General features: G+C 43.0%; 28 protein-coding genes. 15 read left to right on the top strand and 13 right to left on the bottom strand.

The window, feature by feature from the left end:
* The first annotated feature begins 336 nt into the window (after positions 1-336).
* From POW22_RS03905 to POW22_RS03875, 7 genes are all read left to right on the top strand, one after another.
* Positions 337-816: a hypothetical protein gene (locus POW22_RS03905; RefSeq protein ID WP_272831312.1), complete on the top strand. Its 480-nt coding sequence runs from the start codon at positions 337-339 to the stop codon at positions 814-816.
* Between the two features lie 139 nt (positions 817-955).
* Positions 956-2,800 carry a hypothetical protein gene (locus tag POW22_RS03900; RefSeq protein ID WP_272831311.1) on the top strand — a complete coding sequence of 615 codons (1,845 nt, stop codon included), beginning with the start codon at positions 956-958 and terminating at the stop codon, positions 2,798-2,800.
* 292 nt (positions 2,801-3,092) lie between these two features.
* Positions 3,093-3,905 carry a hypothetical protein gene (locus tag POW22_RS03895; protein ID WP_272831310.1) on the top strand — a complete coding sequence of 271 codons (813 nt, stop codon included), beginning with the start codon at positions 3,093-3,095 and terminating at the stop codon, positions 3,903-3,905.
* Between the two features lies 1 nt (position 3,906).
* Positions 3,907-4,443, top strand: coding sequence for a Crp/Fnr family transcriptional regulator (locus POW22_RS03890; RefSeq protein ID WP_272831309.1), 537 nt, complete (start codon positions 3,907-3,909; stop codon positions 4,441-4,443).
* A 56-nt stretch (positions 4,444-4,499) separates the two neighbouring features.
* A complete protein-coding gene (locus POW22_RS03885) occupies positions 4,500-5,075 on the top strand; it encodes a DinB family protein (protein ID WP_272831308.1) in 576 nt (191 codons plus the stop codon).
* A 93-nt stretch (positions 5,076-5,168) separates the two neighbouring features.
* A complete protein-coding gene (locus POW22_RS03880) occupies positions 5,169-5,657 on the top strand; it encodes an RNA polymerase sigma factor (protein WP_272831307.1) in 489 nt (162 codons plus the stop codon).
* 2 nt (positions 5,658-5,659) lie between these two features.
* Entirely contained in the window at positions 5,660-6,259 is a 600-nt protein-coding gene (locus POW22_RS03875; RefSeq protein WP_272831306.1) for a hypothetical protein, read from the top strand.
* A 1-nt stretch (position 6,260) separates the two neighbouring features.
* Here the strand turns inward: POW22_RS03875 and POW22_RS03870 are convergent, their stop codons facing one another.
* Together POW22_RS03870 and POW22_RS03865 are read right to left on the bottom strand one after the other, a co-directional pair.
* Entirely contained in the window at positions 6,261-6,464 is a 204-nt protein-coding gene (locus POW22_RS03870) for a helix-turn-helix transcriptional regulator (protein WP_272831305.1), read from the bottom strand.
* On the bottom strand, positions 6,454-6,936 hold the full coding sequence (locus POW22_RS03865; protein WP_272831304.1) for a hypothetical protein: 483 nt from the start codon (positions 6,934-6,936) through the stop codon (positions 6,454-6,456). Before POW22_RS03865 ends, POW22_RS03870 begins: the two co-directional genes overlap by 11 nt.
* 111 nt (positions 6,937-7,047) lie before the next feature.
* Here POW22_RS03865 and POW22_RS03860 point away from each other — a divergent pair, with 111 nt between their 5' ends.
* On the top strand, positions 7,048-7,560 hold the full coding sequence (locus tag POW22_RS03860; protein WP_272831303.1) for a regulatory protein RecX: 513 nt from the start codon (positions 7,048-7,050) through the stop codon (positions 7,558-7,560).
* Positions 7,561-7,562: 2 nt separating this feature from the next.
* Here POW22_RS03860 and POW22_RS03855 read toward each other — a convergent pair whose 3' ends face one another.
* From POW22_RS03855 to POW22_RS03835, 5 genes are all read right to left on the bottom strand, one after another.
* Complete coding sequence (locus POW22_RS03855) at positions 7,563-8,426, bottom strand: cupin-like domain-containing protein (RefSeq protein ID WP_272831302.1); 864 nt, start codon at positions 8,424-8,426, stop codon at positions 7,563-7,565.
* A gap of 139 nt (positions 8,427-8,565) precedes the next feature.
* Positions 8,566-9,195 carry a fibronectin type III domain-containing protein gene (locus POW22_RS03850; RefSeq protein WP_272831301.1) on the bottom strand — a complete coding sequence of 210 codons (630 nt, stop codon included), beginning with the start codon at positions 9,193-9,195 and terminating at the stop codon, positions 8,566-8,568.
* 112 nt (positions 9,196-9,307) lie between these two features.
* Positions 9,308-9,985 (bottom strand): fibronectin type III domain-containing protein, encoded by a 678-nt coding sequence (locus tag POW22_RS03845; RefSeq protein WP_272831300.1) that lies wholly within the window; start codon positions 9,983-9,985, stop codon positions 9,308-9,310.
* Positions 9,986-10,001: 16 nt separating this feature from the next.
* Complete coding sequence (gene bioB / locus POW22_RS03840; protein WP_272831299.1) at positions 10,002-11,081, bottom strand: biotin synthase BioB; 1,080 nt, start codon at positions 11,079-11,081, stop codon at positions 10,002-10,004.
* Positions 11,082-11,192: 111 nt separating this feature from the next.
* On the bottom strand, positions 11,193-12,338 hold the full coding sequence (locus POW22_RS03835; RefSeq protein ID WP_336407701.1) for a beta-ketoacyl synthase N-terminal-like domain-containing protein: 1,146 nt from the start codon (positions 12,336-12,338) through the stop codon (positions 11,193-11,195).
* A 62-nt stretch (positions 12,339-12,400) separates the two neighbouring features.
* On the opposite strand from POW22_RS03835, the gene POW22_RS03830 reads away from it, so the two are divergent.
* Positions 12,401-12,844, top strand: coding sequence for a cytochrome c oxidase assembly factor Coa1 family protein (locus tag POW22_RS03830; RefSeq protein WP_272831297.1), 444 nt, complete (start codon positions 12,401-12,403; stop codon positions 12,842-12,844).
* On the opposite strand, the gene bioA is transcribed toward POW22_RS03830, so the two are convergent.
* The 5 genes from bioA to POW22_RS03805 form a co-directional block, all read right to left on the bottom strand.
* The gene (gene bioA / locus POW22_RS03825) at positions 12,827-14,095 is read right to left on the bottom strand and encodes an adenosylmethionine--8-amino-7-oxononanoate transaminase (RefSeq protein ID WP_272831296.1); all 1,269 of its coding nucleotides are present in this window, start codon (positions 14,093-14,095) and stop codon (positions 12,827-12,829) included. The two genes, POW22_RS03830 and bioA, sit on opposite strands and share 18 nt — an antisense overlap.
* The gene (bioD, locus tag POW22_RS03820) at positions 14,092-14,709 is read right to left on the bottom strand and encodes a dethiobiotin synthase (RefSeq protein ID WP_272831295.1); all 618 of its coding nucleotides are present in this window, start codon (positions 14,707-14,709) and stop codon (positions 14,092-14,094) included. Before bioD ends, bioA begins: the two co-directional genes overlap by 4 nt.
* A 56-nt stretch (positions 14,710-14,765) precedes the next feature.
* The gene (locus POW22_RS03815) at positions 14,766-15,737 is read right to left on the bottom strand and encodes a S41 family peptidase (RefSeq protein WP_272831294.1); all 972 of its coding nucleotides are present in this window, start codon (positions 15,735-15,737) and stop codon (positions 14,766-14,768) included.
* 113 nt (positions 15,738-15,850) lie between these two features.
* Positions 15,851-16,666 carry a LytR/AlgR family response regulator transcription factor gene (locus tag POW22_RS03810; protein ID WP_272831293.1) on the bottom strand — a complete coding sequence of 272 codons (816 nt, stop codon included), beginning with the start codon at positions 16,664-16,666 and terminating at the stop codon, positions 15,851-15,853.
* Entirely contained in the window at positions 16,656-17,801 is a 1,146-nt protein-coding gene (locus tag POW22_RS03805) for an aminotransferase class I/II-fold pyridoxal phosphate-dependent enzyme (protein WP_272831292.1), read from the bottom strand. The genes POW22_RS03810 and POW22_RS03805 overlap by 11 nt, the downstream gene beginning before the upstream one ends.
* 160 nt (positions 17,802-17,961) lie before the next feature.
* Between POW22_RS03805 and POW22_RS03800 the strand changes: the two genes are divergently transcribed.
* The 6 genes from POW22_RS03800 to POW22_RS03775 are packed head-to-tail and all read left to right on the top strand — an operon-like array spanning position 17,962 to position 23,080.
* On the top strand, positions 17,962-19,530 hold the full coding sequence (locus POW22_RS03800; RefSeq protein WP_272831291.1) for a glycerol-3-phosphate dehydrogenase/oxidase: 1,569 nt from the start codon (positions 17,962-17,964) through the stop codon (positions 19,528-19,530).
* A gap of 10 nt (positions 19,531-19,540) precedes the next feature.
* Positions 19,541-21,034, top strand: a complete 1,494-nt coding sequence (gene glpK / locus POW22_RS03795) for a glycerol kinase GlpK (RefSeq protein WP_272831290.1) — start codon at positions 19,541-19,543, stop codon at positions 21,032-21,034.
* A 20-nt stretch (positions 21,035-21,054) separates the two neighbouring features.
* A complete protein-coding gene (locus POW22_RS03790) occupies positions 21,055-21,789 on the top strand; it encodes an MIP/aquaporin family protein (protein WP_272831289.1) in 735 nt (244 codons plus the stop codon).
* 54 nt (positions 21,790-21,843) lie between these two features.
* A complete protein-coding gene (locus POW22_RS03785) occupies positions 21,844-22,344 on the top strand; it encodes a DUF2975 domain-containing protein (protein WP_272831288.1) in 501 nt (166 codons plus the stop codon).
* Between the two features lie 5 nt (positions 22,345-22,349).
* A complete protein-coding gene (locus POW22_RS03780; RefSeq protein ID WP_272831287.1) occupies positions 22,350-22,874 on the top strand; it encodes a DUF2975 domain-containing protein in 525 nt (174 codons plus the stop codon).
* A 2-nt stretch (positions 22,875-22,876) separates the two neighbouring features.
* Positions 22,877-23,080 carry a helix-turn-helix domain-containing protein gene (locus POW22_RS03775; RefSeq protein ID WP_272831286.1) on the top strand — a complete coding sequence of 68 codons (204 nt, stop codon included), beginning with the start codon at positions 22,877-22,879 and terminating at the stop codon, positions 23,078-23,080.
* A 52-nt stretch (positions 23,081-23,132) separates the two neighbouring features.
* Here POW22_RS03775 and POW22_RS03770 read toward each other — a convergent pair whose 3' ends face one another.
* Positions 23,133-24,086, bottom strand: coding sequence for a hypothetical protein (locus POW22_RS03770; protein WP_272831285.1), 954 nt, complete (start codon positions 24,084-24,086; stop codon positions 23,133-23,135).
* Positions 24,087-24,144 lie beyond the last annotated feature (58 nt).

The following is a 24,144-nucleotide window of genomic DNA, read 5'->3' as shown; positions in this document are numbered from 1 at the left end:
TTTTTATTTCCTATTGTCACTTTTACCATTGCCGTAAAAGTGACCAAAAGGTCTAGCCTCTTCAAAGTCTGTTTTTGCGCTCCTTCTTGTAGAAATTAAATTACAAAGTCGCGCAAAACCACTCGCAAAATCTGAGTCGCGCGCTGCGCAGCAGCTTCTTGCGCGACATCGAACCGATCTTTGCTCATTACAGACGCTTCGCAGGAAGGGGCGGGTCTAAGGTTTAGATTTATGTATTAAACCCTAAATTCATAAATTAGTACACACTTACTCCCCAAGTGCTTTTGAATGTTTTGTTCATTAGTATCTTGGGGAGTTTTGTTTAAAACCAGACTTGTGAAAAAATTACTTCTTTGTATTCCACTATTGCTTTTATTCAGTTGTGCAAGTGTTCCAAAAGCTCCTTTTGACCTGCTCATAGGATACGATTATTCAATTGTAGATAATGAGTTCAATACCATCAAAGGGGACTTTTACAACGTAAAATACAGCCTAGAAATGCAACTGAATCTGGGCGCAGGATTCTCTACCCGCCTTTCTAAATTTAGCCAAGGAATCTATGTTGATATTCGTACCCTTCCTGTTCACAATTTCAACGCCACGGATTACAACTTAACAGCCGTATCTAAGAATTTTGGCGCTCTTCCAATCGTTGAAAATTCAAATAAATTCCCAACGGTCACTTTCTTTATCCCAACCAATTTCCAAACGGCTGAAGAGGCCAAAGCAGCGGTAAAAGGAGATAAAATCACTCTAACAGTAAATGATAAGGTTTATCGCTTTGTGGCACCAATGACAGACTCAATTCCTGAATAGTAAATGGCTCAATATTAATTACGGAATCCCGTAGGCCTAGAGTATCTATAAATTCATATATTTATTGAACATACTCCCCAATTGCTCTTGGAATGAATATTCTAGGAGTAGTTGGGGTATTTTATTTAATCAAATTTTCATGAAACTCGAAAAAATCTTAGACAGACTAGGGTCGTTAGACAAAAACGCATTCATTAAAGTGATAGACAATATCATTTCTAAACAACCAAAAAACATAAAGAAAATTGAAAAGATTCTGAGTTCCTCAGATAAAGGACTGAAGTCTGTTGACAGCAGAAACATTGCAGAAATTTTTGAGTTAACATATGATGAGTTTGGAGCTCATATCAAAGCTGAATTTCAAAACATTAGTTCACAATTAGATATTTTAATAGATATAATCATACGCGATGGAAATTGTATAATGAAGCAAGATTGGTTTTCAAGACTTTACGACAACGAGATCAAAAACCTTCAAAAAAAAACCAAACTTTTAAGTTCAGAAATAATTAACCCGAAATCTGATATAAGTGAATCTCGGAAAAGAGATTATTCGATTTACAGCGCTTGCTTAAAAACAGCTTACTATAACGACATTGCAAACAATCGGGAAGCAAAAATTACCGATGACGAAACCTCGATCCTTCTCACCTTATCTGATAAACTTGGGTTATCACAGGAGGAAATTAAACTTATTAATTATTCAATATTGAAGATCAATAAAGTTGATATTCAAGAAGTAATTAAAAACCTTCGAATCCTGGGTGTTCTCTTTTATTCAAATAAAGAGAATACCATATATGTTGTAGATGAAATGGTTCGCTTACTACGAAGCATCAGGAACAAGGAAGTAGCGGAAAAGTTCTATCGCAGGACGTTAAAACTATTAAGAGAACCAGTTATAAATAAAATAGCACGGTCTCACAATATTGACAGAAACTTGAACAAGGCACAAAAAATTGAAGGAATAATTCAAAACGGAGTTCCTTTTCGGAACATGTTATTAACTGAGATTCACAAAGACTCCGACACTTTAACAGAACGTAAAAAATCTCTAAACACGCTGTGTGAAAAAGGACTTCTGATCAATAATTTAAAAGGAGCCACCTTAGAAGATAAAATTGACTCATTAATTAATCATTTTGATGAAGTAGAGAAGGATGAGCGAGTAGGTATATCCTTCGATGGTTATGAAAAATTACTTCTTGAACTTGACGAAACGCTTCCTAAACTAAATGAACAGATAAGGGGTCAGTTTCAATTTCAAGATGAAGTCGTACTTAAAGCTGAATATTTATTAGACCATAATATTAAACCTCGAGATATCCTTGACTTACTCGATAAATCAGATCTATCAAAATTTATAAAGTCAAATGGAATCAAGCAAAGAGGAGATGACATATTGAATGTACTTGAACATTATAAGGATGTTGAGAATATGTACATTGAAAACTATGAGAATGTAGCTTACCGAAATCTCAATTCTTTAAAAGAAAATGGTCTAATTATTAAAGAAAGTGAGCTTGGGATTAAGTTCGAAGAATTAACAAAGATCATTTTTAAAAGTTTAGGGTTTAACGTTGATGATAATTTGAAAAAGAACCTAAGTACGAGAAAAGACATTATGGATATCGTCCTTAATCTTGAAAATGATGAAATTATAATTGTTGAATGTAAAACTTCAAAAGAACGTGGTTATAATAAGTTTAGTTCAGTGTCAAGACAATTAAAGGCTTATCAAAAATTAGCGGAGGATAATAATTTAAGAATTGCAAAGATACTTTTGGTTGCGCCGGAGTTTAGTGACGATTTTGTGACTGATTGTGAAATGGATACTGAAATGAATTTATCCTTAGTCACAGCTTCAACCTTAGGAAAAATAAATGAAGCGTTTAAAGATTCAAAATATGAGTCTTTTCCTCATGTACTATTCCGAGATATAGTATTAAATGAAGACAGAATCCTAAAAGCTATTTCCAAATAACTTACGATAGTTTACGGCAAAATATCCTGAACTCGCTTCGCGACTCCTTACAAAGCTGCACGAATACAAGCCAGCAGCGCTAGGGCTTGAGATGCTTGGAAAGCGGTTTCGGAGCGAAGCGCAGAGAGCACTTCAAGCATCTGTGGCGGTGGTTGGCGTAGTTTTCAAAGCTTTGTAAGCGTCGCTAGACCTTTTGGTGGTATTTCCTCATAAATGTCCACTGGACATTTACGCTTCAATAATGCGGCAATGGGAAAAGTGACTAAAAAAGAAAAATGTAGTTTTACATTTAATGACCAACTTCGCCGAAAACTTTGCCAACACCTCAGATCAAGCCTTACTCCACGTTTTGGAGTTCTCTGATCAGTACGTACCAGAGGCCTTAGATGCTGCGATCGCTGAGTTAGAAAAACGCAATCTCACCGCAGCGCAGACCGCAGCAGCGCGAGAAGCGGCGAGACAATACGAAACCAATAAGCAACAAAATACGCTACGGAAAAACCAACACGTAGTAAGATCCAACAAGAGTCTCAAGACCTTTTGGGACAAGATCTCACCTTGGCACCCAGGAATCCCTGCAGCAGAACAGAAGTACAAATTTGTCCTTTTATTGTGGGCTATTCTGACTGCCAATACGGTCTACATTTTCATTTCAGGCTTGCAGTATTACAGCTTAGAGTATTTAGAAATGGATGCTGTGGTCATTTTCCTTTCTAGTGCAATTAGTCCTTTGATTTGCGTGCTTTGCTTGGTTTGGCTATACCGGATTTTAAGGAAGGGCTGGATCACCTTGGCGGCAATCCTTTATTTGAATCTGGTCTTTGAGTTTTTGAACATTATCCAGATCATAGAGATGTACGCGATGGGAGGTCCAGATTTCGATTTTCTTGAACTAGAAGAAACCTCGGCAACGGGTTTCGCAACCCAACTGCTACGCGCAATGTTCTTTCTAGCGTATAATGTGCTGCTACTAGTACTGGTGATGAATAATTCGGTTCGGGAGTTTTTTGGGATCGAGAAAAAGCATTTTGTCAATTCCATTTGGGTGGCACTTTTAATTTTTGGAATTAGCGCTTTACCCGTATTGTTCTATATCTTTGAATGATATGAACCTGCTAGAACACTTCAAAAACCTGTTTGACCAGTACGAGCTTTGGGAAGATGAGATCACCCTAAAGCGTTACGAATACCTCAAGGTTCAGGGCGCGGCCAACACCAACCTCTACTATGTGATCTCTGGGAGCTTACGCGCTTACATCATCGACGAGTTTGAGGAACACACCATTCGCTTGGGTTATAAAGACAATTTAGTAGCTGCCATGGTATCTTTCATTACCGAACAACCCACTAACCTCTACTTGCAGACACTCAAAAAGACCCAGCTTAAGGTAATGAGCAAAGCCCGTTTGATGGAGTTTATCAATGCAGATCCTGAGCGAATTCAAGCTTGGTCACGCTTTCTGGAACTGGGAATTTGCCAGCAAATGGAACGCGAGCAAGACATCTTGACCAGTTCGCCTTTAGAGCGATATAAACGCGTGCTTAAACGCAGTCCGCAGGTATTCCAAGAGATCCCAGACAAATACATTGCCTCTTACCTGCGTATGACTCCAGAGACGCTATCTAGAATCAAGAAATCTTAATCCAGATCAAGGTTTAAGAAGTTTCTAGGTTAGATATTTGTCTTAAAATCAAGGACATGAAAACCACTAGTGAAGCTTTAATTACCGATCTGATCGCGCGCGTACAAGAGAATTTAAACGGAGCTCAAGCCCTGAAACAAGAGGCAGAAGAAGCCTTGAACTGGAAGGCAGGCCCCAAAGTGTGGAGCGCTTTGGAATGCTTTGAGCACATGAATCAATACAGTGATGTCTACCTCATGCGGATCATGGAAGGCATGACCAAAAGTAACAAGAAACCGCAAGAGGAATTCAAATCTGGTGGTTTGGGAAATTGGTTCGCTAAGCTCATGTCTCCCGGTGATGCCGGCACCAAAATGAAAACCTTTAAAAGCAAGGATCCCAACGGTAAAAAACTTCCCGTCAGTGTGATTGACACCTATATTCAGGATCAAGAAAAGAGTTTGGCGTTATTACAAATTGCTCGCAGCAAAAACTTGGCTCGCGTCAAGGTTCCCACAGATCTCGGCGCTTGGGCCAAGGTAAAATTGGGCGATGCTTTTAGAATCATCGTTTATCACAACCAAAGGCATTTGCAGCAGGCCCAGCGCAGCTTTGAGGGCTATGTAAACCAAACTCGATTGGCACAAGGATAATTATAAAAAGAGGCAATGGCCTCTTTTTTTTATGCCTGAGTGTGATTTTTTACCTTAAGGGAGTACTAACGCAATGAGTCTCTTAATTAATCAATGAGTAATTCGGCCGAATTTACAAGCCTGATCAAAAAACACGAAGGCATCCTCTTTAAGCTCAGCAATGCTTATGCAGACCGGCGAGAAGAGCGCCAGGACCTCTATCAGGAAATGGTGTATCAGCTTTGGAAATCTTTTGATTCCTATAAAGGCAATTCCAGTTGGTCTACTTGGATGTATCGGGTTGCGCTCAATACCGCGATCAGACATTTAAAGCTTTACAAGCGCAAGCCAGACAAGCAGCAGCTCTTACCCGAGTTGTACCGCATCATGGAAGAGCAAGACGCTTTGATGGATGAGCGTACACAGTTTTTGTACGCGCAGATCAGGAAACTTAAAGAAGTGAATCGGGCGATAGTTCTGTTGTATTTAGATGGAAAATCGTACGAAGAAATTGGACAGATCACGGGTTACTCTCCGAGTAATATCGGCACCCGTTTAAACAGAATCAAAGCACAAATGCGTGCCAACAAACCGCAGCACTAGTTATGGAACTACAGGAAATGCAAGCTGCATGGCAGCAAATGAATCAGAAAATCGAAAAACAACAACAGTTAACGGATCAATTAATTATGGAAATGACCACACAAAAATACCGCGCCAAATACCAAAAACTCAACACCTTTGAAACCGTTGGAGGAGTGATCTGCTATGTATTTGCAACTTATATTTTGATGAATTTTGGCAAGATGGATATCTGGTACTTGCGCCTCTGCGCTGTAGTAGCCATTGCCGTTTTGACCATACTGCCAATATTCTCGCTAAGCGCAATTCGGGATTTACAGAACCTGCCCATTACCTCTGGCACTCAAAAAGAGTTGATGCGTGATTTTACAGCCCGCAAAAGACGTTTTCTGCTGTTTCAAAAGATCAATGTGGGTATGACCCCACTACTGATGGTGAGCATACTGCCCATATTTTCCAAGCTCTTTAAAAATATAGATGTCTTTACAGAGAGTTCTGTGATGTTTTGGTACCTACCTATTGGCGCCATTGCCTTGTTTTTGATGTTTGGCTGGGTCTTTAAATGCTACCGAAGCATCAATGCCTCGGCAGCAAAGACTTTGGAGGAATTGGATCAGCAATAAGCTACCAATCCGTATCCTCTAGTTCAAAAAGTTTGTCAACGGTAGTGGAGAAGATCTCCGCCAAGCGTAAGGCCAAAACCGTTGAAGGGACGTATTTGCCCAACTCCATGGCATTGATGGTCTGGCGGCTTACCTTGGCAGCTTCTGCCAAAGCCGCCTGGGTCATATTGTGACGCGCGCGTTCTACTTTGATATTATTCTTCATCGCTCACCGTTTTACGCAACTTGTAGAGCTGCCAGTTAAACCGAATGATAAAGAAGATCAAAATGGTAAAGAGGTTAAACATCATGATCCAATAAAAGGAAAGGTCGTGCACAAAAACTATGGCCAGAAAGAGGATTCCGTAGTTCACATAAGTAGCCCAAACCAAACTCTTTAGCCGAATGTTGCTGATGAGCTCATCCTCTACCTTCTCTTTAGAAAAGGCCAAAACCAAACCACTGATGATGATCAAAATTCCCATGATCTCGTCTAAAATGTTGTTTGGGATCAAACCAAAAATTACCTCTTCTCCCAGAAAGTCTTGCTGGTAAATGGTAAAGACGGTTACGTCTAACCAGTCTGGAGAAAAGCCCATGGAATCTCGGGCCGCTAGAAACCCAATAATGAGGGAAGGAATGAAAACCAGTAGCCCCCACTTTTTGTAGCGATGCGGAAATAAATAATTCGCGTTCATAACTATTCGATTTTAATGATTGATGTTTCAAAAGTATAGAATATTTTCCATTATGTAAAGTTTATTTTACTTTTTGTCATTTATTTATGACATTTTGAAGCTCGTTTTTTCATGGCTGAATGTGTATTTTTGAAGCTGATGAATCGTGTACCACACCGCAAAACCTATACTGTAGAAGAGGCTCAGGCTCGGCTGGAGCGCTATTGCGCCTATCAAGATCGCTGCCATAAGGAAGTAGAGAAAAAGTTGACCGAGATGCGCATGATTCCGGCTGCCAAAGAGCAGATCATCTTGCATTTAATGCAACACGACTACCTCAACGAAAGCCGTTTTGCTCAGAGTTTTGCCCGCGGAAAGTTTCGCAATAAAAAGTGGGGAAAACAGCGCATCACCAGAGAACTCAAAGCCCGAGGCATCTCCGCCTACAACCTAAAACTAGCCTTAAAGGAGATCTCAGATTCAGAATACTACAGCACCTTCCACACCCTAGCAGAAAAACGTTTTGCAGCAATTACTGAATCAAATCCGCAGAAAAAGAGAAAGAAACTAGCAGATTACCTGCTTTACAGAGGCTGGGAAACGCATTTGATCTATGAGAAGATCAATGAATTGATGAATTCGTAGAATTAGGAGATCCCCAACTTACGATGGGTCTTAATAATGGCCTTTTCATTCTTGCCGTCTATCCACGCCTGTCCTTTCATGCGGCGCATGGCATTATCAAAGTGTCGCATGACAAAGATGTTGTATAGAGCCTTCCCGAGATTCTTCGGATTACGAGCTATAGCGCGCAGACTCATGCTAAAACCTGGAGTGATATAACGCATATAGTGCCAATAACCCTCTGGCATATAAAGCACATTACCGTGCTCCAAGTCTGCGATATAGCCTTTAGCTTGCTTTAAGGCAGGCCATTTGTTGTAGTCTGGATCGGCAAAGTTGATGTCTTCCCGCGTAATGAGCGAATGCGGAATCTTATAGAGATAATCGTTCTGCTCTTGGTCAAAGAGTATCACCTGCTTTTTCCCGTGAAAGTGAAAATGGAAGATGTTGGCCAAGTCAATATCGTAATGCATGAAGGTGTAGGAATCCTCCCCTCCAAAGAAAAGCATGGGCAAACCTTTCATGAGTTTTATCCCAAAATCAGGATATGAAAAGTCTTTTTGCAGCTCGGGAACCTCTTTTAAAATGTTCCAAAGAAAGATCCGGAACTTGGTTGGCTCTCGCTTGAGTAGGTCAATATACTCATGCATCTGCATCTTGGCATGCGGCTCGTTAAATCCATCTTTATAATCAACTGGGCGGTCATCATACAAAGGAACCTCTATATCTCCAGCCACCTCGGCCATATAATCCAGATTCCACTTTTCAAAAGCCGGCCAGTCCTCTATAAAACGCTTGATCACTACCGGCTTTTGAGGCTTTAAAAAATCTCTTTTAAACTCCTCCTTGGTAATGGTCTCGCGAACTTCTATTGGACTTAACTGCATGGGTTTACTTAAAAATCAGGTTAAAATTACAAAACATTTACATAACCTATTATGTATGATTCTTAGGCAGTCACTATACTTTAGTAAAAAACAAAAGGGCGGGATGTTCCCGCCCTTTTGCCCCCAAAAGATACTCTACTTAACCATCGGTCGTAATGACCAGAGCATCCGAGTAGGTGCTAAATCCGTCCGAACCACAATTGGCACGCACATAGATTTCATACGTGGTCGATGGATCCAGCCCTTCTATGTTAAATGAATTTTGTGAGGTATTCGCGGTCGATCCCGTCCCTAAGGCAAAGCCAGAAGGGCCGTACTCGATCTCCCAAGCCGTCTCATTGTTCTCGTCCCAAGACAGCTCAATACTCGTATCAGTAAGACTTACCAGCTGTAAATTGGACGGTGGATTACAGGTAATCGTCGGCTCAGCCGTTACCACATCCACAGAGATGTATTCACTAAAACCGTCAGAACCACAATTGGTGCGCAGGTAAATGCGGTACTCGGTGGCAGGCTCTAGATTTTCAATGAAAAAACTCTCTTGTGAGGTTTGACGAACTGTTCCGGTTCCCAAGGCGAAGTCCACTGGGCCGTACTCTACTTCCCAAGCGGTCTCTGTATCGATCCCCCAAGAAAACAAAATGGAGGTCGAGTTGAGTTGTTCAATAATTATACTTCCGGGTTGTTTGCAATTGTTCGGCGCGTCGTCGTCATTACTACAGGAAACTAAACACAGCCCAACCATTGCTAACAGTAGCAACTTTCTCATAGGTGTTCGAATTAAGATTGGGTAATGGTGTTTCCAGTCTGTAAAACGCCAGTGACAGATTTAAATTGTAATAAAATTGAAATTTTAGCCTTTTTTAGGCTACTTGAAACTGCTATTCCTCAAGGGTAGTTATGTTCTCCGTTGGGGATAGTCCCAACTCGCTAATGGAGAAGTCACCGGTAGTACAACGCGTCACAACTCCTATGGTATAGAGGGTGTTAGGCTCCAGTCCTGTGATGGTATAATTGGGCTCAGTCACGTCAACATCACCGCCGTTTATTCCATCGGCAGAGCCCCAAGCAACACGCCAAAGATTTTCATCAAAACCTTCCCACTGAATGCTGATGGTAGTGGTCGTAATCTCCGTAACCTCAAAATCAGCAGGTGGAGTACAACCCGCTCCAAAGGCCAAGCTGTTTACCGCAATGGGTCCAAGAATCTCCCCGCTGTCCGTATCACACTTAGCACGATAATACAGATCAAGCTCTGTATCATAAGGCAGCGATTCCACGGTTTTAATATGAAATTTATTAAAGGGATCTGAAGAAACCGTGACTTGGTTGGTCGTTACTCCCAAGTTCTCAGGAGCCTCGTCTCCTCGTGCTACAAAGCCAAATTCATAAGCTTCAATGATCTGCTCTTCTGTGAAGTCTTGCCAACTCACAGCAATGCGGCCTTCCCCTTGATTGATCTCCACAGGCATTTGTGTGTCACAAGCCGTGGCATCATCATCTGTAGAACAAGCCGTTAATAATCCTGTAAAAACGAGGAAGGTAAAAATGTAGCGCATGATTTCTAAGCAGTTTTTACTCCTTAGACTTCATTTTAGCTAATTGGTTGCGTTCAATGGTGTGACCTGGGCGTGTCCATTTTGGTTTCTCACCCATATCTTGGTAAGCAGAGTCTTCTGCTTCTACGGTTTCTGGTTGTGCTTTCTTTACAAAGGCTTTCTGCGGAGTTAATCCGAGCAGCTTAAACATCTCCATATCCTCATTCACATCAGGATTTGGAGTCGTTAGCAGTTTATCTCCAGCGAAAATGGAATTAGCTCCTGCAAAGAAACACATGGCCTGCCCTTCTCTGCTCATCTCCGTACGCCCTGCTGAAAGACGCACTTGGGTCTTTGGCATTACAATACGCGTGGTGGCCACCATACGGATCATTTCCCAGATAGAGATCGGCTCAATGTCTTCCATAGGTGTTCCTTCTACGGCTACCAAGGCATTGATAGGCACAGATTCTGGCTGTGGATCTAAAGTAGCCAAGGCAACAAGCATTCCTGCTCTGTCATCCAAGTTCTCTCCCATTCCAATAATTCCTCCACTACAAACCGTAACATTGGTCTTACGAACGTTTGAGATGGTGTCCAATCGATCTTGATAAGCACGTGTAGAGATCACGTCTTTGTAATAATCCTCTGAAGTATCTAAGTTGTGGTTGTAGGCGTACAAACCGGCTTCTGCCAAACGCTTGGCTTGGTTTTCAGTAACCATACCCAAGGTACAGCACACTTCCATATCCAATTTGTTGATGGTACGAACCATTTCTAACACCTGATCAAACTCAGGGCCGTCCTTTACATTTCTCCACGCGGCACCCATACAAACGCGAGAGCTACCAGAAGCTTTGGCACGCAAGGCCTGCGCCTTTACATGTTGCACGGTCATTAGATCGTTTCCTTCAATATCGGTGTGGTAACGCGCGGCTTGCGGGCAATAGCCACAATCTTCCGGGCAACCTCCAGTTTTGATGGACAACAAGGTAGAAACTTGAACTGTGTTCGGATCGTGATGCTCACGATGCACGGTTGCAGCGCGGTAAAGCAACTCCATCAATGGAGTGTTGTAAATTTCCATGATCTCCTCTCGAGTCCAGTCGTGTCGCATAGTTTAGCAATTCTCGCTCCCCTCAACGTAAATTGGGAGGCAGGGTTAGATATGCAAATATAAGATTCGTCTGCAGATTATTAATGCTCTCCAGGCTTAGTTTTTCACGGCTTATCTACAGAGAATAATACTCACGGCATTCCCACCAAATCCAACCGCATTGACCAAAACAGTCTCTAAAGAAGCAGGCTTATCTGACTCTTGATTGTAGAAAGGATTTTCAAAGACCTGCTGATGCTCAAGCATCATTAATGCCAATTCCATACTCATCATTCCAGAAGTACCCAAAGTATGTCCAATAAGGTGTTTGTTGGAGATCAAATAAGGCGACTCTTCAAAAACGGCTTGAATGGCATGCACTTCTGCACGATCTCCCAAAATGGTCCCAGGAGCATGCATGACCACTGCATCAACTCGGTTGAGACCAGCAGAATCGAGGGCCATTTTCATGGAGTCTTGAAAGCAATGGGCTTGTTTGCTCAATGAAGTGTGGTGATCCAAAGGCTCTGTGCCCCATCCGCAGCCAATGATATATCCTTGGGCATTTTTGTGTGTGCCTTTGGCCAATATTGCTGTAGCAGCAGCCTCACCCAAAACCATAGTATTGCTCTTCTTATCCAGATCTAAGGCTCTGCAGGCATAACCTGCTGTTTGCTTAGCATACAAATTCAACGCTTGCATCTGCGCAATGGTAAATGGGGTTAGCGGAGCTTCAGTTCCTCCGACCAACATAAAATCAGCCATACCGGAACCTAGCCAAGCTATTCCATTAAGCACCGCATGCATAGCAGAAGCACAGGTCACCGAATGTGCCAAGCTCATGGCCTTTAATTGCAGATCTTGCGCCACCCAAGTAGATACGTTTCCTAAGGTAGTGGTTGGACTGGCTAAGGTATGTGCCGATCCGTTTTTAAGAAAGTCCGCATAGTAACGTTCAAAAAGATCGGTAGCGCCGCGGGAGGAACCAATGTTGACTCCCCATTTCCCGTCAAGGGCTAGATTTTGAAGACTTCCACGAGCCGCTTTAATGGCCATTAGTACCGTACGATCCAAGCGTTTGTAATTACTGTTTTGCTGCGCGATCTGCTTCAAGGCAGCATCAATGGTCTTACTGACCCCAGCAACGGCAACTTCAGCTTGATTAGATTGAATTACAGAAAAGCAGGGTTTTTCATCGGCATAACTGCTCCAAACAGCTTTTGGGTTACTTCCCAAAGCAGAGACAGAAGACATGCCTAAAACGCTGATACGGTCCATCAAAATTTTGTAAATTTCTGCAAAAATAGGCCTTTAAAACTTCACAGTAAGCATCAACAACTATGGAACAACAACTACCTGAAAAAAATTGGTGGCAACGCAATTGGAAATGGGCATTGCCTACGGGTGGCTGTCTTATTGTAGTCATTTTGATCGTTGTTTTTGTTTTCTCTCTCGTTACGGGCGTATCTGCCTTGTTCAAAGAGTCACAACCATATCAAACAGCCTTGACCAAAGCACAAGAAAGTGAGTGGGTCATTGACAAATTAGGTGAGCCGATAGAGACCACTGGCATGGCTCAAGGCAACATCAGCATTCAAAACAATGAAGGTACGGCAGACTTAAAAATTCCTGTAAAAGGACCTAAAGACAGCGGAGAGATCTTGGTGTGGGGTAAAAAGTCTGGAGATTCTTGGACCTATACCTACATCCGTTTTAAAGTAACAGGATCTGAAGAGGTCTATGATCTGATCAATAACCGTTTGCTCTTAGCCGAAGACAACTAAAGCCTCTTCGATCACCGCATAGATCTTATCGAGTTCCTCTTTTTTGATCACGAAAGGCGGCACTAGGTATATCGTATTGCCCAGAGGTCTTAAGTAAATCCCGCGATCCATAAAGTACTTCAGCACCGCATCGCGCTCGGGGCCATAACGCGGAATCTCTTTGTTAAGATCTAAAGCGTAGATCACTCCGCATTGACGTGTTTGAGAGACGGCTTCGTGCTCTCGAATGCGTTGATCAAATTCAGTATGAGACGCAATGACCTTTTGAATATTTTGTTGGATCTCCTCAGAAACCAACAGTTCCATAGCCGCGATTGCTGCAGCACAGGCCAAAGGATTGGCAGAATAGGTATGTCCGTGGAAGAAGCCATCGGCTAATTGATCACTGTAAAAGGCGTCGTAAATCTCTTGGGAGCAAGTGGTGAGTCCCATGGGTAGGAGTCCCGCCGTTAACGCTTTACTCAAACACATGATGTCTGGCAAATGACTGAGCTGCTGACTAGCGAAGTGAGTTCCTGTCTTTCCAAAGCCGGTCATGACCTCATCCGCTATACACAAGGCACCCGCTTTATGGCAAGCTTCAATTAAAGCAGACAGACCTGCTGGATCGTTAAGCTGCATGGCAGCAGCTCCTTGGACCAAAGGTTCAAAGACAAAAGCAGCCACTCGACCTGTAGCCAATTGCGTTTCAAGCAGTTCGAGAACTTGTTTGTTGTTTGCTCCATTAGGCACGGGAATACGGATCACCTCCAACGAAAAATCACTAAAAGGACCGTTGTATACATCCAAGCCAGAAACAGACATGGCCCCGAAGGTATCTCCGTGAAATCCGTTTTCAAAAGCAATTAGCAAATCACGCTTTTCAGCGCGATTGAAATGATATTGCAAAGCCATCTTCACGGCAACTTCGATGCTCGTTGAACCGTTGTCTGAAAAGAAGATCTTTTGCTGATTTTCTGGGAGAAGCTCCATGAGTTTTTCAGACATCTCCACCGCAGTTTCATGCGTGAAGCCGCTAAAGACAATCTGATCCATGCGCAGCATTTGCTCCGCAACTCGAGAAGTGATCATCGGGTTGCAATGCCCGTACATACTGATGTACCAACTGGAGATCGCATCGATATAAGAATTGCCCTGTTCATCCCAAAGATAAACTCCATTTGCGCGTGCAATTGGAAAGGCCTCACCTGCAACTTTATGCTGCGTTAGCGGGTGCCAAAGGTGTTTTGCATCGCGTTTGGAAAGGCTCATTTCAGTTCAGATTTAAACTTATCTGCATAGTAAGCAACCACGCGCTGATCTATATAAGGCTCGTCATCAATGCGACCAATAACGGGCACCTCCGGATGCATGGTCGTAATAATGTTTTCTGTAGTAGGGTGCTCATCTCCGCTAAAGATCAAACTGACCTTTTTAAAACCACGAGCTTTGAGTAATTCTAAGCTCAGCAAACTGTGGTTGATGCTGCCCAAATAGTGTCGAGAGACCAGGACTACGTGGTCATCTGTCTGAGCAATATCAATAACCGTATCCTTATTATTAAGCGGAACCAACAAGCCTCCAGCCCCTTCAATGACCAAGTGGTTTTTAGTTTTTGGACGGATGATCTCTTTCAAGTCGATCTCAATACCATCTATGGCCGCAGCGCCGTGCGGACTCATTGGCGTCTGCAATGCATACGCAGAAGGATGAAAAACTGTTATAGCATTGCTGATGAGTCGCTGTACTTTATGAGTGTCTGAATTGTGAAGATCTCCTGCTTGCACAGGTTTCCAATAATCCGCTTGTAATGCTTCTGTGAGCACCGCAGCGACCACTGTCTTTCCAACATCGGTTCCAATACCACTGACAAAAATCCTTTGCATGGAACAAAAATACGAACCCGGCCTTAGAACATTTCTATGCCGGGCTCATAAAATTGCTATAAACCGAGTAATTCTTTTGCCTTATTTAATGCTTGCGCACTGCTGACTTGAACATCTGGGGTAACTCCAACCTGATCCAAACGAATACCCTCCGCAGTAACATAATCTGCTACGGGTAAGAATAGGCGTAACTTCTTAGAGACCTTAAAGAACTTCCCGCTCATCATATTTCCCGCTGTCTTGGTTCCCACCAAAGTACCTAAACCGTACTGTTGGATCAGATGTACCAACGGTTCATTGGTACTCGCCGTATGCTCGTTAACCAAAACCACAACCTCTCCTTTAAAAACACTGTTGTTGTGACCAGGAATGATCATTCTAAAAGCCGGTTGTTGCAACATTTGACCAAATGCGTCATAACTCAACTCCTTCATATAATCCAATTGTCCAATTTCTGACTGTGTGGGATAAGCTTCCGTTTTTTCAAACCAGGAGCGGGTAATGTAGGTTCCAGCATCAATAGTTTGATTGGTCAAATACTGTCCCAGAATTACAGCAGCGTCTAAGGTTCCTCCTGTATTATCTCTAAGATCAATGATCAATTTGGAGTAGCCCTTGGATTCAATTTGCCCAATAACCTGAATCATGGCTTGAGGATCTCTTGACCAAGATCTAACGTTCATAAGGGCGGTGTTTCCATCAATCTCTTCTAAAGAGAAGTTCTTCATTGAAGTTGATGACCCTCCTTTGGTATAATTCAAATAATAGTGAGAAAAGGGTAATTTTTTGCTCGCTTGATTAAACAGACGAGCAAATTCTTCATCGTTCAATTTGAGCGTTTTTGCCTGCTCAAGCGTAGTGACAAATTCCTGCCACTGTGGTGTCTCTAAAAAATATGGATTACAAATGTTGGCCTGGGTAAGCTCAAGAATAGTTTCAATTTGAGCCTCTCGTTTAGAAGGAGGAGCTGCTAAAACGGTTAATGAACTTAAAGCGAATAACACTAGAAAAATAACTTTTGATTTCATGATTTATTTGTTTTGATGAGACAAATAGAAGATGAAATTTTTGAGCTAAAAAATTAGTGTGACCAAGTTGCAAATTTTGTGACCAATGCCCAGTTTTAGGGCTGATTCTGTAGTTATTGGGACGAATTTGAAAGCCTTTCACTAAAGGCTTCGTAGTATTTCTTGGACACCGGAATAGGTTCTTCCACGCTTTTAAGAAGGATGTGTCTATTTCTGGAATTACCTGCCACCTGAGTGACAAAATCAGCATTGACCAAATAAGACCGATGGACTTGCAGCGCCGAAGGAAGCTGTGCAGAAACCGCTGCTAAAGTAGATCGGATCATAGTTGATTCTAATTGACCGTCCTTAAGGCAGACAAACTTGACATAATTCTGTTGAGCTTGCGCGTAGAGAAATCCATTCCAATCTAGGGTGAGTTGATCTGTCTTATTGACTCCTTGTATGGAGTAGCGCTCTGATTTGGCGGGAGTAGTTGTCTCCAAGCTGATCTTTCCGAAATGACGCCTCAAGGCAGCCCAAGCTGGAATCAATAACGGGGCAAAGGGCAATCCGAAGTTCACCAAGAAATCAGCCAGCCACGACCAACTCAAATTAGACTCCGAATTGATCACGTAAAAATTATACACGCCGCTAAGGCAAACCATTATTGGAGCTGCCACTAACAAAACGACCAACTCCTGCCAGAACTTCCACTGTCTACTACTTTTGAGATAAAAGAAGTTCTCTATCGCGTGGACGATTAATACACAAACAGCTACAACACCCGCGTAGCCAAATATTCTCAGGTATTTAAATGAGGCCGAATACTGTTCTGAGTCAAATGGCTTTAAAAGGATGATGATCAATGGCAGTATCAAGCCCAAAATCAATCCAACAATTAGGGTTTTGGACCAACTGGAAGTATATGCGACTTTTCTATTGAGCATCTTTGTGAATGATCTCGGCTAATTTTTCAATCAGCAATTTAATGGATTCCTGCTGATTATAACTGTGCAAACAAATTCGGATACGTTCAGAACCTTCCGGCACCGTTGGCGCCAAAATTGGCAGTACACCAAAACCGAGTTCTGATAGCTGCTCTGCTGTGGCTTTCACTTTTGAATTCCCTCGAATTACTACAGTGTGAATTGCGGACTCCGAAGCAATAAAATGATCCGAAAGCCTATATTTTTCAATATATGATCGTAATAATGCTATATTACGATGTAGTTTTTGAATTTCTTCAAGACTCGCATCAGACCCTGCCAACCATTGGTATCTCTCATTCAGGGAAATAAGCTCTTTTGGGGCCAATGCCGTAGAATAGATCAGCGGTCGTGCAAAATTGACTAAATAGGACTTGAGCTCCTCACTTCCCAATACAGCCGCTCCGTGATAGCCTAAGGCTTTGCCAAAAGTCACTACCCGTGCAAGCAGCCTATCCTGCAGTTCAAGCGCTTGTACCAAACCAACACCGCGTGGCCCAAAAACACCCACAGCATGGGCCTCATCAACAATTAAATAAGCATGGTGTGAATCACAGAGATCTGCCATAGCCTTTAAATCTGGGCTATCTCCATCCATAGAAAACACAGATTCTGTTATCACATAACAACTGCCGTCCTCGGGCTTATGAGCGAGCAGAAGTTGTTCCAAGTGATCCAGATCATTATGACGAAATTTAATTGATCTGGCCTGAGCGAGCTGTATCCCATCACGAATGGAAGCATGCGCCAAGGCGTCATAGAGGATAAGATCACCTCTTAAACCCAGGGCCGCTATCAAACCGAGATTAGCATCATAACCGCTGTTGAAGACCAGAGCTGATTCTTGCTGATGAAAACTACAGAGACGCTCCTCAAAGGCAGTATACGCCTCATGATTCCCCGTGAGCAAGCGCGAACCACCAGAACCGGAAGGATAAATCTCCTCCGGTTTAGGATCAAAGGGCAATCGGCCCATCCCCAAATAGTCATTGGACGAAAAATCAAACGCTGCGGTATAATTCTTTAACGAGCGCAAAGAACTATTGGTCTGTCGTGCTAATAATCGTTTTTTAAGTTTTTCTGGCAAGTTGCTCATCAGCACAAAAATACAAGAGATTTTAAGGGCTTAAAATTATTTGGCTCCCCGTTTAATGCCAAAGCGGTGAATTACTAACAATTTTTTAATCTCTAGGCTTAGCTCACTTTCTATTGCTGATATAATTTGGTATTTTTAGAAAGAACAACGAATCCATCCATTGAAGACCAGAAAAACACAATTAGCCGCTCTGGCTAGCGACAAAGTATTTGATATAATTATTGTTGGTGGGGGCGCCAGCGGGCTAGGAATAGCCGTGGATGCCGCTAGTAGAGGTCTTGACAGCGTCCTGTTTGAATGGCATGATTTTGCCAAAGGCACTTCCAGCAAAAGCACCAAATTGGTACACGGGGGAGTTCGCTATTTACAGCAAGGCGATGTCAAAATGGTAAAAGAAGCCCTTTTAGAACGAGGTCTTTTAGAAAAAAACGCTGGCCATCTCTTTAAACGCCAAGAATTCATCATCCCCAATTACACCTGGTGGGGAGGCTACTATTATACAATCGGTCTTAAACTTTACGATCTGTTAGCGCAAAAATTCAGTCTGGGAAGATCTACTTTGATCTCTAAAAAGAAGACCATTGCGGCCCTGCCCACATTAAAAACCGAAGGCCTGCAAAAAGGGGTCTCCTATTACGATGGCCAATTTGATGACGCTCGCCTCGCGGTGAATCTGGCGCAAACAGCCAGAGATCAAGGTGCTTTGGTCATGAACCATATGCGGGTTGTGAATTTATTAAGCGATGCGGAAGGAAATGCGACCGGAGTAGTTGTAAAAGACATGGAAACCGAGGCGGAATACACCGTCCACGCCAAGGTGGTGGTCAACGCTGCAGGAATCTTTACAGACAAAGTTTTAAAGCTGAAGGATGCCAGCCACAAAAAAACTGTCGTTCCCAGCCAAGGGGTGCATTTGGTTCTCGACGAGGAATTCCTCCAAAGTGAGACCGCGCTTATGATCCCTAAAACCTCAGACGGGCGTGTACTCTTTATCATTCCTTGGAATGGAAAAGTGCTTGCAGGAACTACAGATACCTTGATCAAAAAGCCTAAAATAGAGCCTGTGGCGCTTGAATCAGAGATTGAATTCATCTTAAATACTATTGGGCAATACCTCACCAGAGTCCCCAATCGGGATGAAGTAAGATCTGTGTTTGTTGGATTGAGACCTTTGGCCAAACCCAAAAAAGATGAGACCAACACTAAAGAGGTGTCGCGTTCTCATAAAATTCTCAGTGAACAAGGCGTGGTCACTATTGTAGGTGGTAAATGGACCACCTATAGAAAAATGGCGCAGGATGTCATTGACACCATCATTGCAGACTACGGCTTTGAGCAGACTCCATCCCAAACAAAAACGCTTCCTATTCGAGGGAATATTGACTCTAACCAAAACAACACCCCCGCCCATTTGCGCATGTACGGCGGTGACCTGGAGGCCTTTCTGAGCTTTCAAACCGGTGACAGTGCATATAATGAAGTACTGCATGCCAATTATCCGTATACCCAAGGACAAGTTGCCTGGGCTGTTCGTGAGGAAATGGCGCGCAGTGTGGAGGACGTTTTGGCCAGACGCGTCCGTTTATTATTTTTAGATGCCCGAGCAGCTATTGAAGCGGCTCCAAAAGTGGCGGAAATATTGGCAAAAGAGCTGCAAAAAGACTCGGAATGGGAAAAATCACAGCTAGAATCTTTCAATAAATTGGCAAATCAGTATTTGCTAAACTAAATCGCAGAGCATGAGTAAGAAATACATCCTATCCCTTGACCAAGGAACCACCTCTTCAAGAGCTATTCTTTTTGACCATTCCGGAAACAATGCCGGTGTGGGACAAAAGGATTTTGAGCAGATCTTTCCAGAACCAGGTTGGGTGGAGCACGATCCAATGGAGATCTGGGAATCTCAGCTCTATGCCGTACGTCAGGCATTCAAATCTGCGCAAGTGACCTCAGAAGCTGTTGCGGGAATCGGCATTACCAATCAGCGCGAAACTACGGTAGTCTGGGATCGAGAAACCGGTGTACCTATTTACAATGCAATTGTTTGGCAAGATCGCCGAACCGCCAAATACTGTGACCAGCTCAAAGCAGAAGGTCATGTGGAAAATATTAAGGAAAAGACAGGTTTGATCATTGACGCCTACTTTTCTGGGACTAAACTCAAGTGGATATTGGACCATGTGGAAGGGGCTCGTGAAAAGGCCAAGCAGGGTAACCTTTGCTTTGGCACTATTGACACCTGGCTCATTTGGAAACTCACTAACGGAAAAAGTTTTGTTACCGATGTGAGTAATGCCAGCAGAACCATGCTGTTCAACATTCATACCTTGGACTGGGACAAAGAACTCTTGAAGTTATTAGACATTCCGCGGACTGTTTTGCCTCAGGTTAAATCAAGCAGTGAGGTCTATGGCGTTACCGCAAGCGATATCTTGGGTGGCACTGTGCCGATTGCGGGTATTGCGGGAGACCAACAAGCAGCGCTTTTTGGTCAATTGTGTACAGAAGAGGGAATGGTAAAGAACACTTACGGTACCGGTTGTTTCCTGCTGATGAATACCGGGGACAAGCCTGTTTATTCCAAGAACAATCTTTTAACCACCATTGCTTGGCAGATCGACGATCAAGTCTCCTACGCCTTAGAAGGAAGTATTTTTGTGGGAGGTGCCGCTGTGCAATGGATAAGAGATGGCCTTAAAATAATAGACGACGCCAAAGAAGTAGAATCCCTGGCCAGCACCGTAGATGACAATGGCGGTGTTTATTTTGTGCCGGCCTTAACGGGGCTTGGAGCTCCGCATTGGGATCCTTACGCTCGTGGAGCTATTGTAGGACTTACTAGAGGAAGTACCCAAGCGCATATTGCGCGCGCAACTCTTGAGGGAATTGCTTATCAAGTCTATGATATAGTAAAGGCGATGGAAGCTGATTCTGGAGTAGCTGGAGCCGAACTTCGTGTAGACGGAGGGGCCACAGCCAATAATTTGATGATGCAGTTCCAAGCCGATATTTTTGGATTCCCTGTAGTTCGACCAAAACTTTTAGAGATCACCGCGCTAGGCGCAGCTTACTTGGCCGGATTAGCGGTAGAATTCTGGCCAGATCTGGAATCGCTTAAATCACAATGGAAGGTGGATCGTAACTTTGAACCTGCCATGGATCCAGAGCGGGCTGCCGGCTATTTAGAAACTTGGCACAAAGCAGTGAAACGCGCTGCAAACTGGATAGAATAACCAACTAACAACTATAAAATATGACTCCGTTTATTGCAGAAATCATTGGCACCTTTATTTTAATGGTCCTCGGTAATGGTGTGGTTTGTAATGTGGTGCTCAAAGGCACCAAAGGACATGATTCCGGCTGGATCGTGATCACCACAGGATGGGCCATGGCCGTTTATGTAGCCGTACTCATTGCAGGACCTTACAGCGGGGCCCACATCAATCCGGCAGTAACCATTTCATTGGCCATTGCAGGACTCTTTGAATGGTCGCAGGTTCCGATGTATATCGGGGCGCAGTTCATTGGTGCTATGGCAGCGATGGTTGCCCTTTGGGTTACTCATAAAGATCATTACGACGCTACAGATGATGCCTTAGGAATTCGCGCAACATTTTGTAATACTCCGGCCATAGCCAACACCTTCAGAAACCTAATGACGGAGATCTTAGGCACCTTTGTTTTAGTGTTCTCTGTCTTTTACATTGTAGGACCAGAGCTATCTGTTGGAGAACAAGAAGGTATTATTGGACTGGGATCCTTAGGGGCCATTCCTGTCGCCTTCATTGTATGGGCTGTCGGTATTAGCTTAGGAGGTCCTACGGGCTATGCCATCAACCCGGCAAGAGATCTCGGACCGCGAATTATGCATGCTATTTTACCGCTAAAAGGAAAAACCGATTCTGGTTGGAACTATGCTTGGATTCCTGTAGTTGGACCGCTGGTTGGAGGAGCACTTGCTGCCTTTTTATATATGGCGATGTTGTAGATTATTATTGTTTTTCGATAATTTTTATATCTTTGTTATCGAAAAACAATAATTATGAAGCGATTAAACCTTCTTAAGACCATAGTAGATATCATTTGGTATCTCTCCATTCCTACCCTTTTCATCTTTGTAGGATTTGTGCTCTACATGAGTTGGACCGGTCAATCATTCACAAAAACACTCTACGGGAGTATGATCACACTGAGCGGATTTAAACTAGTGGTAGTACTCTGTTTGAATTTTATCACCTATGGACTTCTGGTCTTTAGTCTTTTCCTGTTTCGGAAAGTACTGCAAGAGTTTAAACAACTGCAATTATTCAATCAAGTTGTGATAGCACTTTTACTGCGTATCGGAAAGTTGGTAATTGCTTCGGGAATCTTAATGTTCATCTCTAAATTTCTTACCAATTATTGGAGCTTCAATCAGATCACGTTGAGTCTAAGTCCAAACGATCTTTTGATCTACGGCGGCATAGGCGCATTCTTCTTGGTTTTAAGTGAAGTATTTGATCGGGCTAGATTGCTCAAAGAGGAAAACGAATTAACCGTCTAAGCACTATGAAATCTAACGTCCAAACCCTGCAAGTAATAACCTGGGTACTCATAATAAGTGCGGCGAGTATATTATTGAACGACATCAATGAATTCCGGCTGAACCGATTTACAGAATTTCAAGACTGGGCTGCGACGGCTAACCCCGACAAGCCCATCAGCTTTAAGGAGAACTTTATGGAGTGGGCCTATTATTCCCTTACTGTAGCAATGTTCGTTATTCGCGGCTTATTGATCTATGCCTTTACACACTTTCTAACCATTCTCAAGGAGATTGAAAAAGGAAACTACTACGGTACCAAGGTTACCGAGAGTTTTAAAAAAGTGGGAAATGCTTTTATAAGCTACACTATTGGTTTAGTAGTGGTACAAACCATAAGCGCTTTTACTTTGAAGAACGACTTCACCTTTATACAATTGTTTAAAACAGAACTGACCTATTTGATTCCCGCAGCCCTAGGATTCTTTATACTTGCAGAGCTTTTCAAACAAGCCAAAGCTTTGAAGGAAGAGAACGATTTAACCATATAAGCGTGCCGATAATTATTGCTTTAGACAAATTATTAGCGGAGCGAAACATGACCAGTAAAGAGCTCGCTGAACGCGTGGGAATCACCCAGGCGAACTTGTCCATACTTCGTTCTGGGAAGGCCAAGGCCATTCGCTTCTCTACGCTTATGGCCATTTGCGAAGAATTGGAATGCCAACCGGGCGATCTGCTCCACTATGAAAAATAAAAAAAGCCCCCAAGCTACTAGGGGCTTTTAAAATTAGAACAGTTTGAAATTACTAAAGATCAGCTAAGGTGTCTACACGGAGTTGTCCGTTGTTTCCATCCCAGCTAAAAGTTCCGAAACCAGAAGCTGCTGGTGTTCCACAGGTAGGCGTGTCATAGATAAACTCGCCTCCAAAGAAATAATATGCTAAAGACCAAGTTGCTACGCGTGATGCGAAAGTCGTGGTCTGGTTGTATCCAATGAATTCACGGTAACCAGAGGTGTCGTAGAACCAAACGTGTGGAAAGTTCTCTGGAACTCCTGGAGATGCTTCGTAAAAGCAAGGCTCATCAAAAGGATCGTCATTCTGCACTCCGTCTTGGTTTATGTACATATTCCCACCTTGTGAGATCACAATTTCATCAATCATGAGCAAGTTGGTTGTAAAGGTAGAATGTTCTCCTGCTGGGGAAGTGTAGATACTTCCGCGGTGAATGGCATCCCAATTTCCTTCAAATCCACCTGGTGTTGCGTAATCGTTATCAAAGGTTCCCATGGCCAAAGAGACATCCGTACCACGGCTACGTTTGTAAGCGACTAAATACGTGTCGGTCTCATCAAACTCAAAATGCTCAACAACTAAGCGTTTTTCATCATTGAGGAGGACCTCGAAAGAACCGCGCTCTGAGGTAAAATAGATTCGATCGGGATCACTAATATCTTGGTTTCCTTCAAAAAGCACTACGCTTTCCATCCCATCGGTGACCTTGTGGAATTTGGCAGCCGCCAGATATCCACCTTTCTCGGTGGTGTTGATAGCTAAAGTGCCTTTAGTTTTAAGATCATAACTGGCAATAATTCCTTTAAACAATCCGCTATTTGAGGTATCAAAAGCAGGGTCGGGCTCCATTTCCATGACAATAGCCACTTTATCTGCCGTTGTCAATACTTGTTCACTTTCATTGGTGTTGTCCGAGGTACAGCCTGCCAAAACGATCAGCGCAGCTGCGTAAAGTAGTTTTTTCATTCCTTTAGTTTTTCACAAGTCAAAGACTTGTGCAGTAGTTTTCGTGAGATTCTTATCA

This window comes from Gilvibacter sediminis, from assembly GCF_028561565.1.
Taxonomy (GTDB): domain Bacteria; phylum Bacteroidota; class Bacteroidia; order Flavobacteriales; family Flavobacteriaceae; genus Gilvibacter; species Gilvibacter sediminis.
This window is presented reverse-complemented; position numbering and strand designations above follow the sequence as displayed.

Excerpts from the sequence above, each read along its gene's own strand:
- POW22_RS03850 (WP_272831301.1), bottom strand. The coding sequence starts at position 9,195 with ATGAGAAAGTTGCTACTGTTAGCAATGGTTGGGCTGTGTTTAGTTTCC.
- POW22_RS03845 (WP_272831300.1), bottom strand. The coding sequence starts at position 9,985 with ATGCGCTACATTTTTACCTTCCTCGTTTTTACAGGATTATTAACGGCT.
- POW22_RS03780 (WP_272831287.1), top strand. The coding sequence starts at position 22,350 with ATGAAATCTAACGTCCAAACCCTGCAAGTAATAACCTGGGTACTCATA.
- bioD (WP_272831295.1), bottom strand. The coding sequence starts at position 14,709 with ATGCAAAGGATTTTTGTCAGTGGTATTGGAACCGATGTTGGAAAGACA.
- POW22_RS03880 (WP_272831307.1), top strand. The coding sequence starts at position 5,169 with ATGAGTAATTCGGCCGAATTTACAAGCCTGATCAAAAAACACGAAGGC.
- POW22_RS03810 (WP_272831293.1), bottom strand. The coding sequence starts at position 16,666 with ATGCTCAATAGAAAAGTCGCATATACTTCCAGTTGGTCCAAAACCCTA.
- POW22_RS03830 (WP_272831297.1), top strand. The coding sequence starts at position 12,401 with ATGGAACAACAACTACCTGAAAAAAATTGGTGGCAACGCAATTGGAAA.
- POW22_RS03870 (WP_272831305.1), bottom strand. The coding sequence starts at position 6,464 with ATGAAGAATAATATCAAAGTAGAACGCGCGCGTCACAATATGACCCAG.
- glpK (WP_272831290.1), top strand. The coding sequence starts at position 19,541 with ATGAGTAAGAAATACATCCTATCCCTTGACCAAGGAACCACCTCTTCA.
- POW22_RS03885 (WP_272831308.1), top strand. The coding sequence starts at position 4,500 with ATGAAAACCACTAGTGAAGCTTTAATTACCGATCTGATCGCGCGCGTA.
- POW22_RS03900 (WP_272831311.1), top strand. The coding sequence starts at position 956 with ATGAAACTCGAAAAAATCTTAGACAGACTAGGGTCGTTAGACAAAAAC.
- POW22_RS03770 (WP_272831285.1), bottom strand. The coding sequence starts at position 24,086 with ATGAAAAAACTACTTTACGCAGCTGCGCTGATCGTTTTGGCAGGCTGT.
- bioB (WP_272831299.1), bottom strand. The coding sequence starts at position 11,081 with ATGCGACACGACTGGACTCGAGAGGAGATCATGGAAATTTACAACACT.
- POW22_RS03835 (WP_336407701.1), bottom strand. The coding sequence starts at position 12,338 with ATGGACCGTATCAGCGTTTTAGGCATGTCTTCTGTCTCTGCTTTGGGA.
- POW22_RS03785 (WP_272831288.1), top strand. The coding sequence starts at position 21,844 with ATGAAGCGATTAAACCTTCTTAAGACCATAGTAGATATCATTTGGTAT.
- POW22_RS03815 (WP_272831294.1), bottom strand. The coding sequence starts at position 15,737 with ATGAAATCAAAAGTTATTTTTCTAGTGTTATTCGCTTTAAGTTCATTA.
- POW22_RS03790 (WP_272831289.1), top strand. The coding sequence starts at position 21,055 with ATGACTCCGTTTATTGCAGAAATCATTGGCACCTTTATTTTAATGGTC.
- POW22_RS03890 (WP_272831309.1), top strand. The coding sequence starts at position 3,907 with ATGAACCTGCTAGAACACTTCAAAAACCTGTTTGACCAGTACGAGCTT.
- POW22_RS03805 (WP_272831292.1), bottom strand. The coding sequence starts at position 17,801 with ATGAGCAACTTGCCAGAAAAACTTAAAAAACGATTATTAGCACGACAG.
- POW22_RS03895 (WP_272831310.1), top strand. The coding sequence starts at position 3,093 with ATGACCAACTTCGCCGAAAACTTTGCCAACACCTCAGATCAAGCCTTA.
- POW22_RS03855 (WP_272831302.1), bottom strand. The coding sequence starts at position 8,426 with ATGCAGTTAAGTCCAATAGAAGTTCGCGAGACCATTACCAAGGAGGAG.
- POW22_RS03875 (WP_272831306.1), top strand. The coding sequence starts at position 5,660 with ATGGAACTACAGGAAATGCAAGCTGCATGGCAGCAAATGAATCAGAAA.
- POW22_RS03865 (WP_272831304.1), bottom strand. The coding sequence starts at position 6,936 with ATGAACGCGAATTATTTATTTCCGCATCGCTACAAAAAGTGGGGGCTA.
- bioA (WP_272831296.1), bottom strand. The coding sequence starts at position 14,095 with ATGAGCCTTTCCAAACGCGATGCAAAACACCTTTGGCACCCGCTAACG.
- POW22_RS03860 (WP_272831303.1), top strand. The coding sequence starts at position 7,048 with ATGGCTGAATGTGTATTTTTGAAGCTGATGAATCGTGTACCACACCGC.